The organism is Ferdinandcohnia salidurans, from assembly GCF_042680725.1.
GTDB classification, from domain to species: domain Bacteria; phylum Bacillota; class Bacilli; order Bacillales; family Bacillaceae_L; genus Ferdinandcohnia; species Ferdinandcohnia salidurans.
On sequence record NZ_JBHUEK010000031.1, the window covers coordinates 201,237 to 214,175 of the forward strand.

The following is a 12,939-nucleotide window of genomic DNA, read 5'->3' on the forward strand; positions in this document are numbered from 1 at the left end:
TCATGTCATTAGTTGCATTCCATACATTAGGATGTAAAGTAAATCATTATGAAACAGAAGCCATATGGCAGCTTTTTAAAGAGTCTGGCTATGAGCGTACTGAGTTTGAAAGTACTGCTGATGTGTATGTAATTAACACTTGTACTGTTACAAATACAGGGGACAAAAAGAGTAGACAGGTCATTCGTAGAGCGATTCGTAAGAATCCTGATGCTGTTATTTGTGTTACAGGCTGTTATGCACAAACATCACCAGCGGAAATCATGGCGATTCCTGGCGTTGATATTGTCGTTGGTACACAGGATCGTAAGAAGATGCTTGAATATATCGAGCAATACAAAGAAGAGCGACAACCGATAAATGGTGTTGGAAATATCATGAAAACACGAGTGTATGAAGAACTTGATGTACCTTCATTTACTGACCGTACCCGTGCTTCATTAAAAATCCAAGAAGGTTGTAACAATTTCTGTACGTTCTGTATCATTCCATGGGCACGTGGTTTAATGCGTTCTCGTGACCCACAAGAGGTTATCAAACAAGCACAACAGCTTGTGAATGCAGGCTATAAAGAGATTGTTTTAACCGGAATCCACACAGGTGGCTATGGGGAAGATATGAAAGATTACAATCTGGCAGCTCTTTTACGCGACCTAGAATCAAAGGTTATTGGTCTTAAGAGAATTCGTATTTCTTCCATCGAAGCTAGCCAAATCACAGATGAAATTATTGAAGTGCTAGATAAATCGAAAAAAGTGGTTAGACATCTACATGTTCCATTACAATCAGGTTCGAACACCGTGTTAAAGCGTATGAGACGTAAATACACAATGGAGTTCTTTGCTGAACGTCTAACAAAGTTGCGTCAGGCATTACCAGGATTGGCGATTACATCAGATGTTATTGTTGGTTTCCCTGGGGAAACGGAAGAAGAGTTTATGGAAACCTATAATTTTATTAACGAACATAAATTCTCTGAATTACACGTTTTCCCATATTCAAAGCGTACTGGAACACCTGCCGCTAGAATGGAAGACCAAATTGATGAAGAAGTGAAGAATGAGCGTGTACACCGTTTAATTTCACTATCTGACCAATTAGCGAAGGAGTATGCGTCTAATTACGAAGGTGAAGTATTAGAAGTAATTCCAGAGGAAATCGACAAAGACGATCCAACAAGTGGTCTATACATCGGATATACAGACAACTATTTAAAAGTAAAGTTCGATGCCACTGAAGATATGATTGGAAAAATTGTAAAAGTAAAAATTACAAAAGCCGGTTATCCATATAATGAAGGTAAATTTGTAAAAGTCGAAGAAGAACTAACGGTTGAACAAGAACAAAGAACGACTGCATAAGAACCAGAGAACCGTAAAGAAGTTAATCATTGGATTAGCTTCTTTTTTTTATCGCATAATATGACAGAGAAGTGCTAGTCAAGCTGTTGCAACAATGATATGATGTTAGAGGTACGTACAACTGAAAGATGAAGGGAGTAATACATAATGACGAATATTGCAAAAATGATTGATCATACAGCATTAAAAGCGGATACAACGAAAGCGCAAATTGAAACCCTTTGTGCAGAGGCAAAAGAATATGGGTTTATGTCCGTTTGTGTAAATCCAACATGGGTAGAAAAGGCAGCAAGCTTGTTAAATGGTTCAGATGTTAAGGTTTGTACAGTTATTGGTTTTCCATTAGGAGCTAGTACTTCTGAAACAAAGGCATTTGAAACAAAGGATGCAATTGAAAAAGGAGCCACTGAAGTGGATATGGTAATCAATATCGGTGCTCTTAAGGATAAAAATGACGAATTAGTTGAAAAAGACATTCGTATGGTTGTTGAAGCAGCCAAAGGAAAGGCGCTTACTAAAGTGATTATCGAGACATCCTTGCTAACTGATGAGGAAAAAGTAAGAGCTTGTGAACTCTCTGTAAAAGCTGGGGCTGATTTTGTTAAAACATCCACTGGTTTCTCGACAGGTGGTGCTACTGTGGAAGATATTCGCTTAATGCGTAAAACAGTGGGTCCAGATATCGGAGTAAAGGCATCTGGTGGTGTTCGTGATGTGAAGGGTACTCAAGATATGATCGATGCTGGGGCTACAAGAATTGGGGCGAGTGCTGGTGTCGCAATCGTTAATGGATTAACTGGTTCTTCAGATTACTAAAAAAGAAATTAAGCTGGCCAAATGGCCAGCTTTTTTTATGCAGTTCTGTGCACTTTCGTTATAAAATTTGTTAAGACTCCAGCAAATGGTAAAAACAGGAGTGAACTGAGGACATTAAAGATTAAACTAACGTGTGCGATTTGCACATCAGGATGTGATGTGAGTAATATGGCGATTTGACCAAGTACATTAATAAATGGGAAGAATAACGCTACCCCGATTACATTTACCCAAATATGAGCATATGCCGCTAATTTTGCTTCATGCTTGCTTCCAATACTTGCAATATATGCAGTAATACAAGTCCCTATATTCGCACCAAGTAAGACGGCTATCCCTGCATTTAAAGTTAATAGTTGTTCATTCATAAACCCCATAATAATTCCAGTTGTCGCTGTACTTGATTGAATAATTGACGTTAAAATGGTTCCAACCCCTACACCAAAAAGATTACTTTGATTTGTATGTTGAAAAAAGGTATAAATCGAAGGGAAATCGCCGATAGGTCTCGCGAGTTGTTCGAATCCATTCATTGCCACAAACATGCATCCTAACCCAAATAAAAAGGCGCCAAAACTAAAAACCTGCTGATTTCGAACAAATAAACATAAAAATCCTATGATTAATATTGGGACAATCCATTCAAATAAATCAATAGTGATCATTTCTGCAGTAAATGTCGTGCCTATATTTGTCCCAAGAATAATTCCAATCGATTGTTTAAAGGTTAAATATCCAGTCGCAATTAATCCAACAACAAGAACCATAACAGCAGAACTGCTGTGGATAATTGCTGTAATGATCATGCCAGTTAATAAACCTTTTATCGGATTATTTGTAAAACGAATTAGCCATACCCTTAATTTATCGCCGGTAAGATTATACAAGCCTGTCCTCATAACAGTCATACCAAATAAAAAAATGGCGATAAATACAGCAAATAATGATATAAGTTCAATCATATATCTTCACCCCTATCACATTGTATGGACAAGGCTGCTTGAAAATGACTACTTAGATTTATTTAACTTTTTTTCATGTTAAATTTTTTGGAATAAGTAACAAACTATAAAAAGTAAGGAATTAGTAGGAATAACAGTATAAAACTTTATCAAAACTACTGAATATAAATTGCTTTCTAGTGTTCAATTATGATAAATAGTTGACCAAAAAACATGCATATATTATAATTGCAAAGTACATGTTTATTTTTTAGACGATATTTAGCTATCGACACCAAGAGAACCAATGGAACATGTGTCTTAATTAGATGTTAGTGGTTGTTTTCGGAGGGAGGGAATTAGAATGTCAAAAACGGTCGTTCGTAAAAACGAATCGCTTGAAGATGCTCTTCGCCGCTTCAAACGTACTGTATCTAAATCAGGTACGATTCAAGAAGCTAGAAAGCGCGAATTCTATGAAAAGCCTAGCGTAAAGCGTAAGAAGAAATCTGAAGCTGCTAGAAAGCGTAAATTCTAAAAGAGGGTGTAGTTTTATGAGTCTTCTCGAGCGTTTAAATAATGATATGAAAACAGCGATGAAGAATAAAGACAAAGATAGGCTATCTGTTATTCGAATGGTAAAGGCTGCTCTTCAAAATGAAGGCATTAAGCTTGGTTCCAGTGAGCTATCAGAAGATGCAGAACTAACTGTTCTTACTCGTGAATTAAAACAACGAAAAGATTCCCTCCGCGAATTTAGTAACGCTGGTCGTGAAGATCTTGTTAATAAAATTCAAACTGAAATTGAGATATTAGAGGTATACCTTCCAAAACAATTATCCGAAGAGGAACTTGTTGAGATTGTGAAAGAAACAGTACAAGAGGTCAATGCTTCTTCAAAGGCTGAAATGGGCAAAGTGATGGCTGCAATTATGCCAAAAGTTAAAGGGAAGGCTGATGGCAGTCTCATTAACAAACTTGTTCAACAGCACCTATCTTAAACAAAGCACCTTACATTGTGTAAGGTGTTTTTCTTATATGAGGGAAAATAAATCGCTCTTTTCGCTGGTTGTAGTTCTCATATCACTATATACATAATCCAAGAAATACCAACAAAAATAATGTATCGAAACACACAAAATATTGAAACCTCACCTACATCTCATTCGTATTACATACTATCAAGTCGTAAAAAGGAATAGAAAGGGGGGATCGCCTTGAAAAAAATGAGAATATTTTTGTACCTATCCATTATTCTTTTACCTTTACTCCTTACACTAACACCAAATAAAAGCCTTAGTGCCACAGATCAGGTAGCTTACCTCATTCCGTTGGAAGAAACCGTTGAAAAAGGCTTACATGCTTTTATTGATCGTACGATTACAGATGCCGAGGAAAAGGGAGCCGATGTCATCATTCTCGAGATAGATACTCCTGGTGGGGCCGTTGATGCTGCAACTCAAATCGGAAAACGAATTCAGGAATCAACTATTCCTACAGTTGCCTTTGTAAATAACGACGCCATTTCAGCAGGTGCATTTATCGCCTTAAATGCCAATGAAATTTATATGTCTGAGAATGGAAGAATGGGGGCAGCAGGAATTATTGATCAGGCAGGGAATACTGCAGATGAAAAAGCTGTTTCATACTGGCTTTCAGCGATGAAAGGCGCTGCTGAAAACAATGGTCGAAATCCGATTTACGCGTTAGCAATGGCGGACAAAGAGATAGACCTGCCAGAACTAGGTGCTGAAAAAGGTAAATTTCTCACATTAACCGCCAAGCAGGCTCAGGAGGTTGGATATGCTGAAGGTGTTGTAAAGAATAGAGCAGACTTACTAAAGACAATTGGCTATGAAAAAGCTGCTGTTGAAGAAGCCGAACTTAGCTTTGCAGAAAAGATTGCACGCTTTATTACGAATCCGGTTGTTGTTTCGATCTTATTAACAATTGGAAGCTTAGGTTTAGTAGTTGAACTTTACTCACCTGGATTTGGTATTCCAGGTATAATGGGAATATCATCGTTACTACTCTTTTTCTATGGACATTTAGTAGCAGGACTAGCTGGAATGGAGTCCATTATCCTTTTTGTAATAGGAATTGTTTTAGTTTTATTAGAGTTTGTATTGCCTGGGGGGATTATAGGCTTGATAGGTTTAGGAGCAATTTTAACAAGCTTTTTCTTGGCAGGAAGTAGTGTTATGGTTATTGGTGTTTCACTATTAGTTGCTTTAGTAGCTACTGTCATCGTTTCAATTATTTTGGTTAAAGTATTCGGTAAGAAATTACACGCCTTTAAAAAGATTATTCTCTTCGATTCTACGAACACCGAAAGCGGGTATGTATCAAATAAGAATCGCGAAGATTTGATTGGAAAACGAGGAATTGCCTTTACAACCTTAAGACCTTCTGGTACAGCAATCATTGATGAAGAAAGACTAGATGTTGTCACACAAGGGAATTACATTGAGAAAAACACAAAAATTGAAGTGATCAAAACAGAAGGTTCTCGAATTGTCGTTCGAGAGGTTACTGATATTGATAAATAAATTTAATCTAGGAGGAAAATTAGAATGCCAACAGGTATGATTACAATTCTAATATTAGTTGCACTTGGTATTATTTTATTAGCTGTACTATTTACATTTGTGCCAGTTGCACTATGGATCTCTGCACTAGCTGCGGGTGTCCGTGTAAGTATCTTTACATTGATAGGGATGAGACTACGTCGGGTTATTCCAAACCGTGTTATTATCCCGTTAATTAAGGCTCAAAAAGCGGGATTAAACCTTAATACAAACCAACTGGAGAGTCACTATTTGGCGGGTGGTAATGTCGACCGCGTCGTAAATGCCTTAATCGCTGCACAACGTGCGAACATTGAATTAACCTTCGAAAGGGCAGCTGCAATTGACTTAGCGGGTCGTGACGTGTTAGAAGCCGTTCAAATGAGTGTTAATCCAAAGGTTATTGAAACACCATTTATCTCGGGTGTGGCAATGGATGGTATCGAAGTTAAAGCGAAAGCACGTATCACTGTGCGTGCGAACATTGACCGCCTAGTCGGGGGTGCAGGTGAAGAAACTGTTATTGCCCGTGTAGGTGAAGGTATCGTTAGTACAATTGGTTCACAAAAAGACCATAAAAAAGTACTCGAAAATCCAGATATGATTTCTCAAACCGTACTTGCAAAAGGACTTGACGCAGGTACTGCATTCGAAATTCTTTCCATTGATATTGCCGATATTGATATTGGTAAAAACATTGGAGCTGTGCTTCAAACAGACCAGGCCGAAGCCGATAAGAAAATTGCTCAGGCGAAAGCTGAAGAACGTCGCGCCATGGCGGTTGCAACTGAACAAGAAATGCGCGCTCGCGTAGAAGAAATGAAAGCGAAGGTTGTGGAAGCTGAAGCTGAAGTACCTCTTGCTATGGCAGAAGCTTTACGTTCAGGTAATCTAGGAGTACTCGATTATACGAACCTTAAAAATATCATGGCTGATACTGATATGAGAAATTCAATTGGTAAAAGCACACATCCAGAGGATGAAGATAAATAATAATTAAACCTCAAAATTTGAAGGGAGGTTTACATTGTGGAATCACCTTTGCAAGACTTGATTAATTTTGTAATGGGAAATGCTTGGATTCTAATCATTATCATTGGATTTGTTTTTAATGCGTTTAAGCGATTTAACAGTGGGGAGTCAGAGCCTACAACGCCAGTACCAATGCCAAAACAGTTTAATCCGTTTGACCAAGAACGTAAACCTGAAAAAGATGAATATCAGGTGGAAACAAAATATGAAACTGAATTAGAACCAGAAGAGATTCCCAATACTCAAGTTCCAAATACGTTTTATGATCGTTATCTCGAGCTTCAACAGCAGGGAACCTATACGGAAACGATAACCGAGGAAGAAGAACCAGTCCTGACGGTTATTAAACCAACTGCTTCTAGAGAAACGAGTCCTGCTAAAAACTACTCGAAAAACAAGGTTGTAGAAGGTATTATTTGGTCTGAAATTCTGGGTCCGCCAAGAGCAAAAAGACCATACCAAATCCGTCGCTAAGTGTCCGTTTATGGATTTTAAAAAATGTACTAAGAACCCCTTTTCACTCATAAACATGAGATGAAAGGGGGTTCTTTGTTATGCCTAAAAACCTAAGTCAACGAATGAAAAGTTGGATTACAAACAAGATGGAACTTCCTGCTGACGTCATGATGGATCTTCCAAGAATAACCATGATTGGACAATTACATATTTACATAGAAAATCATCGAGGATTATTAACCTTTTCAGATAAAGAGGTACGGCTATTACTGAAACAAGGACAACTTCTGATAAAGGGTAATGCATTTGTGATTAAAACAATTTTACCTGAAGAAATAATGCTCGAAGGAAAAATTGAACATGTGCAATATATTGAGAATTGAATCATTGAATCAGTAGGGGGATAAGCATGAAAAATCATTGGATGCACTTTTTTAGTGGGAGTGTCAAAGCTGTTATTTCTGGAAAAGGTACAGAGAGATTCATAAATGAATGTGTAAGACAAGGAATTGTCGTGTGGGATGTAAAGAAGCCAGGAACCCATGCCCTGAGCTTCTCTATGTATTTAAAGGATATAAAAAAAATTCGACGGGTTGTCCGTAAAAATGATTGTAAGCTTCGCTTTATTGGAAAAAAAGGTTTGCCTTTTCTAGTTCAAAAGGCGATATACAATAGTGGATTTCTTATTGGAGCTTTTTTATTTCTGATCATTGTAACTTTGTTATCTAATATGGTCTGGGGCATTAAAGTAGAAGGTGCCAAGCCAGAAACTGAGCATTTAATTATTAAAGAGCTGAAGAAACTCGGAGTTGAAAAAGGAAAGCTTCAATTCTTTATTGAGGATAATGAGTCCTTACAAAGGCATCTAGAAGAAGCGATTAACGATATTACTTGGATTGGTGTGGAGTTAAATGGGACGACCTATCATTTTGAGGTTGTTGAAAAGAACCAACCTGACCCGCCAGAACAGTACAGTCCTAGAGATCTTGTTGCAAATAAAACAGCTATTATCAAAAAATTAATCGTAGAGGAAGGAAAACCAGTTAAAGCAGTAAATGATCTTGTCAAAAAGGGAGACATCTTAGTTTCGGGCAAAATTGGAAAAGAAGGAGAAGAAATCTATGTACCTGCACGTGGGAAGATTTATGGGGAGACTTGGTACAAGTCTGCAGTAGAGGTAGAAATTACAACGAAACTAAATGTCATGACAGGAGAAAATAAACAAAAGCATTATATCTCGATAGGGGATTTACGTATTCCAGTATGGGGATATGGTAAAGTTGAGTATAAGGAATATCAAACTGAATTAGATAAGAGGCATATCAAATTCTTTAATTGGGAACTTCCAATTGCGTATGAAAAAGTGTCTATTCGAGAAAGTGAAGAAATCACTAGAAAGTACACAACAAATGAGGCTGTTGAAGAAGCAAAGAGAATCGGTCGGAATGCTTTAGAACAAGATTTGGACAGTGATGCTGAAATTATTGAAGAAAAAGTTTTGCGTCAATCCATTAACAATGGTAAAGTAAAATTGGAAATAAAATATAATGTTATTGAGAATATCGTCACAACGATACCATTAGTTCAAGGAGACTAAAGGATGTCAGAAGATTTAGTAATGAGTAAACATCAACTTGAAAATCCAAACGAAGCACTTGTGCTGTTTGGAAACAATGACCTCCACCTTAAAAGGATTGAGGAGGAATTAAACGTCTCAATTATAACAAGAGGCGAGGCACTTAATGTTTCAGGAAATCCAACAAGTGTACAGCTTGTTGAAGAAATTATTGAAAAGCTTCTTGGTGTCATTCGAAAAGGAATACGAGTAAGTGAACGTGATGTTATTTATTGTATTCAAATGGCGAAGAATGGAAGTTTGGATTCATTTGAAGAATTATATGATGAAGAAATCACAAAAACTGCAAAAGGAAAATCAATTCGTGTAAAAACACATGGACAACGCCAATATGTAGCTGCTATCAAACAGCATGATTTAGTTTTCGGAATTGGACCAGCAGGTACAGGAAAAACTTATTTGGCAGTAGTAATGGCCGTAAATGCACTAAAAAATGGACAGGTCAAACGAATTATTCTAACTCGCCCTGCTGTAGAAGCTGGTGAAAGCTTAGGATTTTTACCTGGAGACCTAAAAGAAAAAGTTGATCCATATTTACGACCTTTATATGATGGATTACACGACGTGCTTGGAGCAGAACATACGGAACGACTAATAGAAAGAGGAACAATTGAAATTGCTCCATTAGCCTATATGAGAGGGCGTACACTCGATGATGCTTTTGTCATTTTAGACGAAGCGCAGAACACAACACTAGCCCAAATGAAGATGTTTTTGACACGACTTGGTTTTGGCTCTAAAATGGTCATTACTGGGGATATCTCGCAAATCGATTTACCTAGAGGGGTAAAGTCTGGATTACATGAAGTAATGCATATACTGAAGGATGTATATGGTTCTGCATTTATCTTCTTAGAACAGTCTGATGTAGTACGTCATCCCCTTGTAGCTCGTATCATTGAAGCTTATGAAAAGGCTGAAGCTGGACAATCATGACAAGACCCATGCGAAATGGGTCTTTTTTACCATTAAAGAAACTGGTAAAATCAGGTTAAAGGAGGTTCAAGAGATGAGGAAACCGAATAAGCTGCAAAATAAGTTGTCCATTTTAAAAAGCTATCAATCCCTACATATTTTGATATACATCCTCCTTGCGGGAATTATGTTTTTAGTCATGTTTAGCAATGTGAAACCAGAAGTTTTACAAATCGAAGCTTTAAAACCATCTGAACAGACAATTCGTTCTCCTTTGACAATTGAAGATAAGGTTGCCACAAAAACAAAGCAGGATGCAGCTGCAAAAGAGGTTGAAGATGTTTTCACTCTCAAATCAGATTATGCAGACAATCAAGTTGACCTTGTCATTTCTATTTTTGATTCAATTGATGAAACAAATAATGAAGCAATGGATATATACAACTCAAGGGTCAAAGAATGGGAAAGCCTTTCGGAGGATGATCGAGGAGAAGAACCAAAGCAACTCACAGCTTCTGAAAAGTTACAAATTTTAAAAACAAAACTTCCACAGGATTTAACTGATCGAATTCAAAACGATGTTCTTACAGCATTATTAACAGCAAGTCCCAATCAATTATCACGCACTAAGGATGCAGTTATTACCGCAGTGAATAATGTAATGAACACAAGAATTCCAGCTTCTGAAGTTGAGAATGCAAAAAATAAGGTAGTGGAGGAACTACGTTACTCAAGTGTCGATACGGCTCTTCGAGAACCAATGCGTGAAATGGCTCGGTTTGCAGTTGTTCAAAATGTCTATTATGATGTTGAAGCCACGGAAGAAAAGCGTCAGCAAGCGATTGAGGCAGTTGAGCCCGTTAAAATCCTGCAAGGTCAAATTATTGTTGAAGAAGGACATTTAATCACTAGGGATATATATCGGCAGTTAGAGCTGCTTGGTATGACTAGCACAAATAACCCTATACAACCATTCATCGGCCTATTGTTGATTATTCTATTGATTATTACCGGGATTATTTATCATTTTCATAATGAGATGATTCCAACTGATCGGCATCGGAATATCTATTTATTAATTTTTGCGATTATCTTTACTATTACCATTCTATTAATGAAGGGTATTAGTTTATTCCAACAAATCGATTATTCTGATATAGGATATATTGTTCCAGTGGCAATGGGGGCAATGCTAATAAAGCTATTGATTAATGAAAAAGTTGCGATACTTTCAAGCATGGTTTTTGCTGTTTGTGGAAGCCTTATCTTTAATGAAGGTGTGACGGGTACGCTTAATTTCTCAGCGGGAATCTATTTCCTATTTGGCAGCTTGGCTGGGATACTTTTTCTAAGTAAGCACAATCGTAGGGCGAAAATTCTCCAAGCTGGACTCTTTGTAGCTTTAATTAATATTTTAGTCATATTTTCAATTATGTTATTGCAAAACGGTAGTTATTCAAGTCTAGACTATGGTTCTTCGATTATTATGGCGGTCTTATCTGGGGTAATTGCTGCTGTTTTAACAATAGGGCTACTACCATTCTTTGAGGCTGGATTTAATATTTTATCAACTATGAAATTAATTGAGTTATCAAACCCAAATCACCCGTTACTGCGGAAAATTTTGACGGAAGCTCCTGGAACCTATCATCATAGTGTGATGGTTGCGAATTTGTCAGAATCAGCCTGTGAAGCAATCGGGGCTAATGGTTTATTAGCTAGGGTGTCGTCATATTATCACGATATTGGAAAAACAAAACGACCGCATTTCTTTATTGAGAATCAGATGAATATTGAAAATCCGCATGATAAAATTGCACCACAGCTTAGCAAAACAATTATTACAGCACACGCTACAGATGGGGCAGAAACTTTAAGGAAATTTAAGATGCCAAAGGAAATAGTGGACATAGCAGAACAGCATCACGGTACAACACTGTTAAAATATTTTTTCCATAAAGCAAAGCAACAAAGTGAACGCGATATTCTAGAATCAGATTTTAGATATGTGGGTCCAAAAGCACAAACAAAAGAGGCAGCGGTGATTGGGATTGCGGATAGTGTTGAAGCAGCCGTAAGGTCGCTATCAACTCCTACTCCACATAAGATTGAATCACTAGTAAATAGCATTATTGCGGACCGCTTACAGGATGGACAATTTGATGAATGCGATATAACACTAAAAGAACTTGATGTAGTTGCGAAAACACTTTGTGAATCACTAAAGGGGATTTTCCATTCAAGAATTGAGTACCCTGCCGAAACAACAAAACAGAAGGTGAAGGAAGCATGAGACTAGAAATTGATTTTAATGATGAAATTGGGGAAGTAAAAGAGGAAGAATGTACATTAGTTCAAGAACTTTTATTTTTGGCTGCCGATAAAGAAGGAGTCAGTGAAGGAACTGAGGTTTCCGTTACGTTTGTTGATAACGAACGGATTAGAGAAATAAACCGAGAATATCGTGACAAAGATCAACCGACTGATGTCATTTCATTTGCGATGGAAGAAATGGGTGAAGGGGAACTTGCGATTATTGGTGAAGACATACCAAAGGTATTAGGGGATATCATCATCTCGATTCCGAGAACAAAGGAACAGGCCGAAGATTATGGTCATTCTTTTGCAAGGGAATTAGGTTTCCTTGCTGTCCATGGTTTCTTACATTTACTTGGTTATGACCATATGACAAAAGAGGATGAAGAAAAAATGTTTTCAAGACAAAAGGAAATATTAGAGGCATACGGTCTTGAAAGATAAACAAAAGAGTGAATGGTTACGCTTAATCAATAGCTTTTCGTATGCTTTACAAGGCTTGCGAGAAGCATTTTTTTCAGAACGAAATTTGCAAATTCATTTTTTTTTCTCGGTTATCGTTATTTTTTGTGGTTTCTTGTTTCATATTACAAAGGTAGAATGGCTAATTGTTCTCCTTTTATTCGGTGGAATGTTTTCAATTGAAATGCTGAATACTGCAATTGAAAAAGTGGTTGATTTAGTCACGGGTGAGTATCATCCCTTAGCTAAAAAGGCTAAAGATATTTCAGCTGGAGCTGTTCTAATATATGCGATAATAGCCATTATCGTTGGATTAATCATTTTTTTACCATATCTATACAAATTAATATAGAGAAAATTCTTACAATTATGTAACAAATGAAACATAAACGATGATTTCGTGAACGTTTTTATGTAAAATGAAAATACACTGCCGT

General features: G+C 37.1%; 14 protein-coding genes. 13 read left to right on the top strand and 1 reads right to left on the bottom strand.

Annotation, left to right across the window (positions count from 1 at the left end; translation table 11 throughout):
• The first annotated feature begins 2 nt into the window (after nucleotides 1–2).
• On the top strand, nucleotides 3–1,361 hold the full coding sequence (gene mtaB / locus ACFSFW_RS21505) for a tRNA (N(6)-L-threonylcarbamoyladenosine(37)-C(2))-methylthiotransferase MtaB (protein ID WP_099361964.1): 1,359 nt from the start codon (nucleotides 3–5) through the stop codon (nucleotides 1,359–1,361).
• A gap of 147 nt (nucleotides 1,362–1,508) precedes the next feature.
• The gene (gene deoC / locus ACFSFW_RS21510; RefSeq protein WP_388041240.1) at nucleotides 1,509–2,177 is read left to right on the top strand and encodes a deoxyribose-phosphate aldolase; all 669 of its coding nucleotides are present in this window, start codon (nucleotides 1,509–1,511) and stop codon (nucleotides 2,175–2,177) included.
• A gap of 35 nt (nucleotides 2,178–2,212) precedes the next feature.
• Here the strand turns inward: deoC and ACFSFW_RS21515 are convergent, their stop codons facing one another.
• Nucleotides 2,213–3,139 carry a Na/Pi symporter gene (locus tag ACFSFW_RS21515; RefSeq protein WP_388041243.1) on the bottom strand — a complete coding sequence of 309 codons (927 nt, stop codon included), beginning with the start codon at nucleotides 3,137–3,139 and terminating at the stop codon, nucleotides 2,213–2,215.
• 343 nt (nucleotides 3,140–3,482) lie between these two features.
• On the opposite strand from ACFSFW_RS21515, the gene rpsU reads away from it, so the two are divergent.
• The 11 genes from rpsU to ACFSFW_RS21570 all read left to right on the top strand — a co-directional run bounded on the left by rpsU (nucleotide 3,483) and on the right by ACFSFW_RS21570 (nucleotide 12,854).
• Complete coding sequence (gene rpsU / locus ACFSFW_RS21520; RefSeq protein ID WP_015595024.1) at nucleotides 3,483–3,656, top strand: 30S ribosomal protein S21; 174 nt, start codon at nucleotides 3,483–3,485, stop codon at nucleotides 3,654–3,656.
• A gap of 16 nt (nucleotides 3,657–3,672) precedes the next feature.
• A complete protein-coding gene (locus ACFSFW_RS21525; protein WP_388041246.1) occupies nucleotides 3,673–4,119 on the top strand; it encodes a GatB/YqeY domain-containing protein in 447 nt (148 codons plus the stop codon).
• Between the two features lie 216 nt (nucleotides 4,120–4,335).
• Nucleotides 4,336–5,667: an NfeD family protein gene (locus tag ACFSFW_RS21530; protein WP_388041248.1), complete on the top strand. Its 1,332-nt coding sequence runs from the start codon at nucleotides 4,336–4,338 to the stop codon at nucleotides 5,665–5,667.
• A 24-nt stretch (nucleotides 5,668–5,691) separates the two neighbouring features.
• Nucleotides 5,692–6,678 (top strand): flotillin-like protein FloA, encoded by a 987-nt coding sequence (floA, locus tag ACFSFW_RS21535; RefSeq protein ID WP_304218735.1) that lies wholly within the window; start codon nucleotides 5,692–5,694, stop codon nucleotides 6,676–6,678.
• 36 nt (nucleotides 6,679–6,714) lie between these two features.
• Nucleotides 6,715–7,191 (top strand): YqfB family membrane protein, encoded by a 477-nt coding sequence (locus ACFSFW_RS21540; RefSeq protein ID WP_304218732.1) that lies wholly within the window; start codon nucleotides 6,715–6,717, stop codon nucleotides 7,189–7,191.
• 80 nt (nucleotides 7,192–7,271) lie between these two features.
• Nucleotides 7,272–7,556 carry a sporulation protein YqfC gene (yqfC, locus tag ACFSFW_RS21545; RefSeq protein WP_099361957.1) on the top strand — a complete coding sequence of 95 codons (285 nt, stop codon included), beginning with the start codon at nucleotides 7,272–7,274 and terminating at the stop codon, nucleotides 7,554–7,556.
• A 26-nt stretch (nucleotides 7,557–7,582) separates the two neighbouring features.
• Nucleotides 7,583–8,770: a sporulation protein YqfD gene (gene yqfD / locus ACFSFW_RS21550; RefSeq protein WP_304218727.1), complete on the top strand. Its 1,188-nt coding sequence runs from the start codon at nucleotides 7,583–7,585 to the stop codon at nucleotides 8,768–8,770.
• 3 nt (nucleotides 8,771–8,773) lie between these two features.
• Entirely contained in the window at nucleotides 8,774–9,745 is a 972-nt protein-coding gene (locus tag ACFSFW_RS21555) for a PhoH family protein (protein ID WP_388041253.1), read from the top strand.
• Between the two features lie 73 nt (nucleotides 9,746–9,818).
• Nucleotides 9,819–12,017 (top strand): HD family phosphohydrolase, encoded by a 2,199-nt coding sequence (locus ACFSFW_RS21560; RefSeq protein ID WP_388041256.1) that lies wholly within the window; start codon nucleotides 9,819–9,821, stop codon nucleotides 12,015–12,017.
• Nucleotides 12,014–12,484, top strand: a complete 471-nt coding sequence (gene ybeY / locus ACFSFW_RS21565; protein WP_304218718.1) for an rRNA maturation RNase YbeY — start codon at nucleotides 12,014–12,016, stop codon at nucleotides 12,482–12,484. Before ACFSFW_RS21560 ends, ybeY begins: the two co-directional genes overlap by 4 nt.
• Complete coding sequence (locus tag ACFSFW_RS21570) at nucleotides 12,474–12,854, top strand: diacylglycerol kinase family protein (RefSeq protein ID WP_388041258.1); 381 nt, start codon at nucleotides 12,474–12,476, stop codon at nucleotides 12,852–12,854. The genes ybeY and ACFSFW_RS21570 overlap by 11 nt, the downstream gene beginning before the upstream one ends.
• Nucleotides 12,855–12,939: the final 85 nt, after the last annotated feature.

Bases quoted from the DNA above. Each gene is read 5' to 3' on its own strand.
- mtaB (WP_099361964.1), top strand. From the start codon at position 3: ATGTCATTAGTTGCATTCCATACATTAGGATGTAAAGTAAATCATTAT.
- deoC (WP_388041240.1), top strand. From the start codon at position 1,509: ATGACGAATATTGCAAAAATGATTGATCATACAGCATTAAAAGCGGAT.
- ACFSFW_RS21515 (WP_388041243.1), bottom strand. From the start codon at position 3,139: ATGATTGAACTTATATCATTATTTGCTGTATTTATCGCCATTTTTTTA.
- rpsU (WP_015595024.1), top strand. From the start codon at position 3,483: ATGTCAAAAACGGTCGTTCGTAAAAACGAATCGCTTGAAGATGCTCTT.
- ACFSFW_RS21525 (WP_388041246.1), top strand. From the start codon at position 3,673: ATGAGTCTTCTCGAGCGTTTAAATAATGATATGAAAACAGCGATGAAG.
- floA (WP_304218735.1), top strand. From the start codon at position 5,692: ATGCCAACAGGTATGATTACAATTCTAATATTAGTTGCACTTGGTATT.
- yqfC (WP_099361957.1), top strand. From the start codon at position 7,272: ATGCCTAAAAACCTAAGTCAACGAATGAAAAGTTGGATTACAAACAAG.
- yqfD (WP_304218727.1), top strand. From the start codon at position 7,583: ATGAAAAATCATTGGATGCACTTTTTTAGTGGGAGTGTCAAAGCTGTT.
- ACFSFW_RS21555 (WP_388041253.1), top strand. From the start codon at position 8,774: ATGTCAGAAGATTTAGTAATGAGTAAACATCAACTTGAAAATCCAAAC.
- ACFSFW_RS21560 (WP_388041256.1), top strand. From the start codon at position 9,819: ATGAGGAAACCGAATAAGCTGCAAAATAAGTTGTCCATTTTAAAAAGC.
- ybeY (WP_304218718.1), top strand. From the start codon at position 12,014: ATGAGACTAGAAATTGATTTTAATGATGAAATTGGGGAAGTAAAAGAG.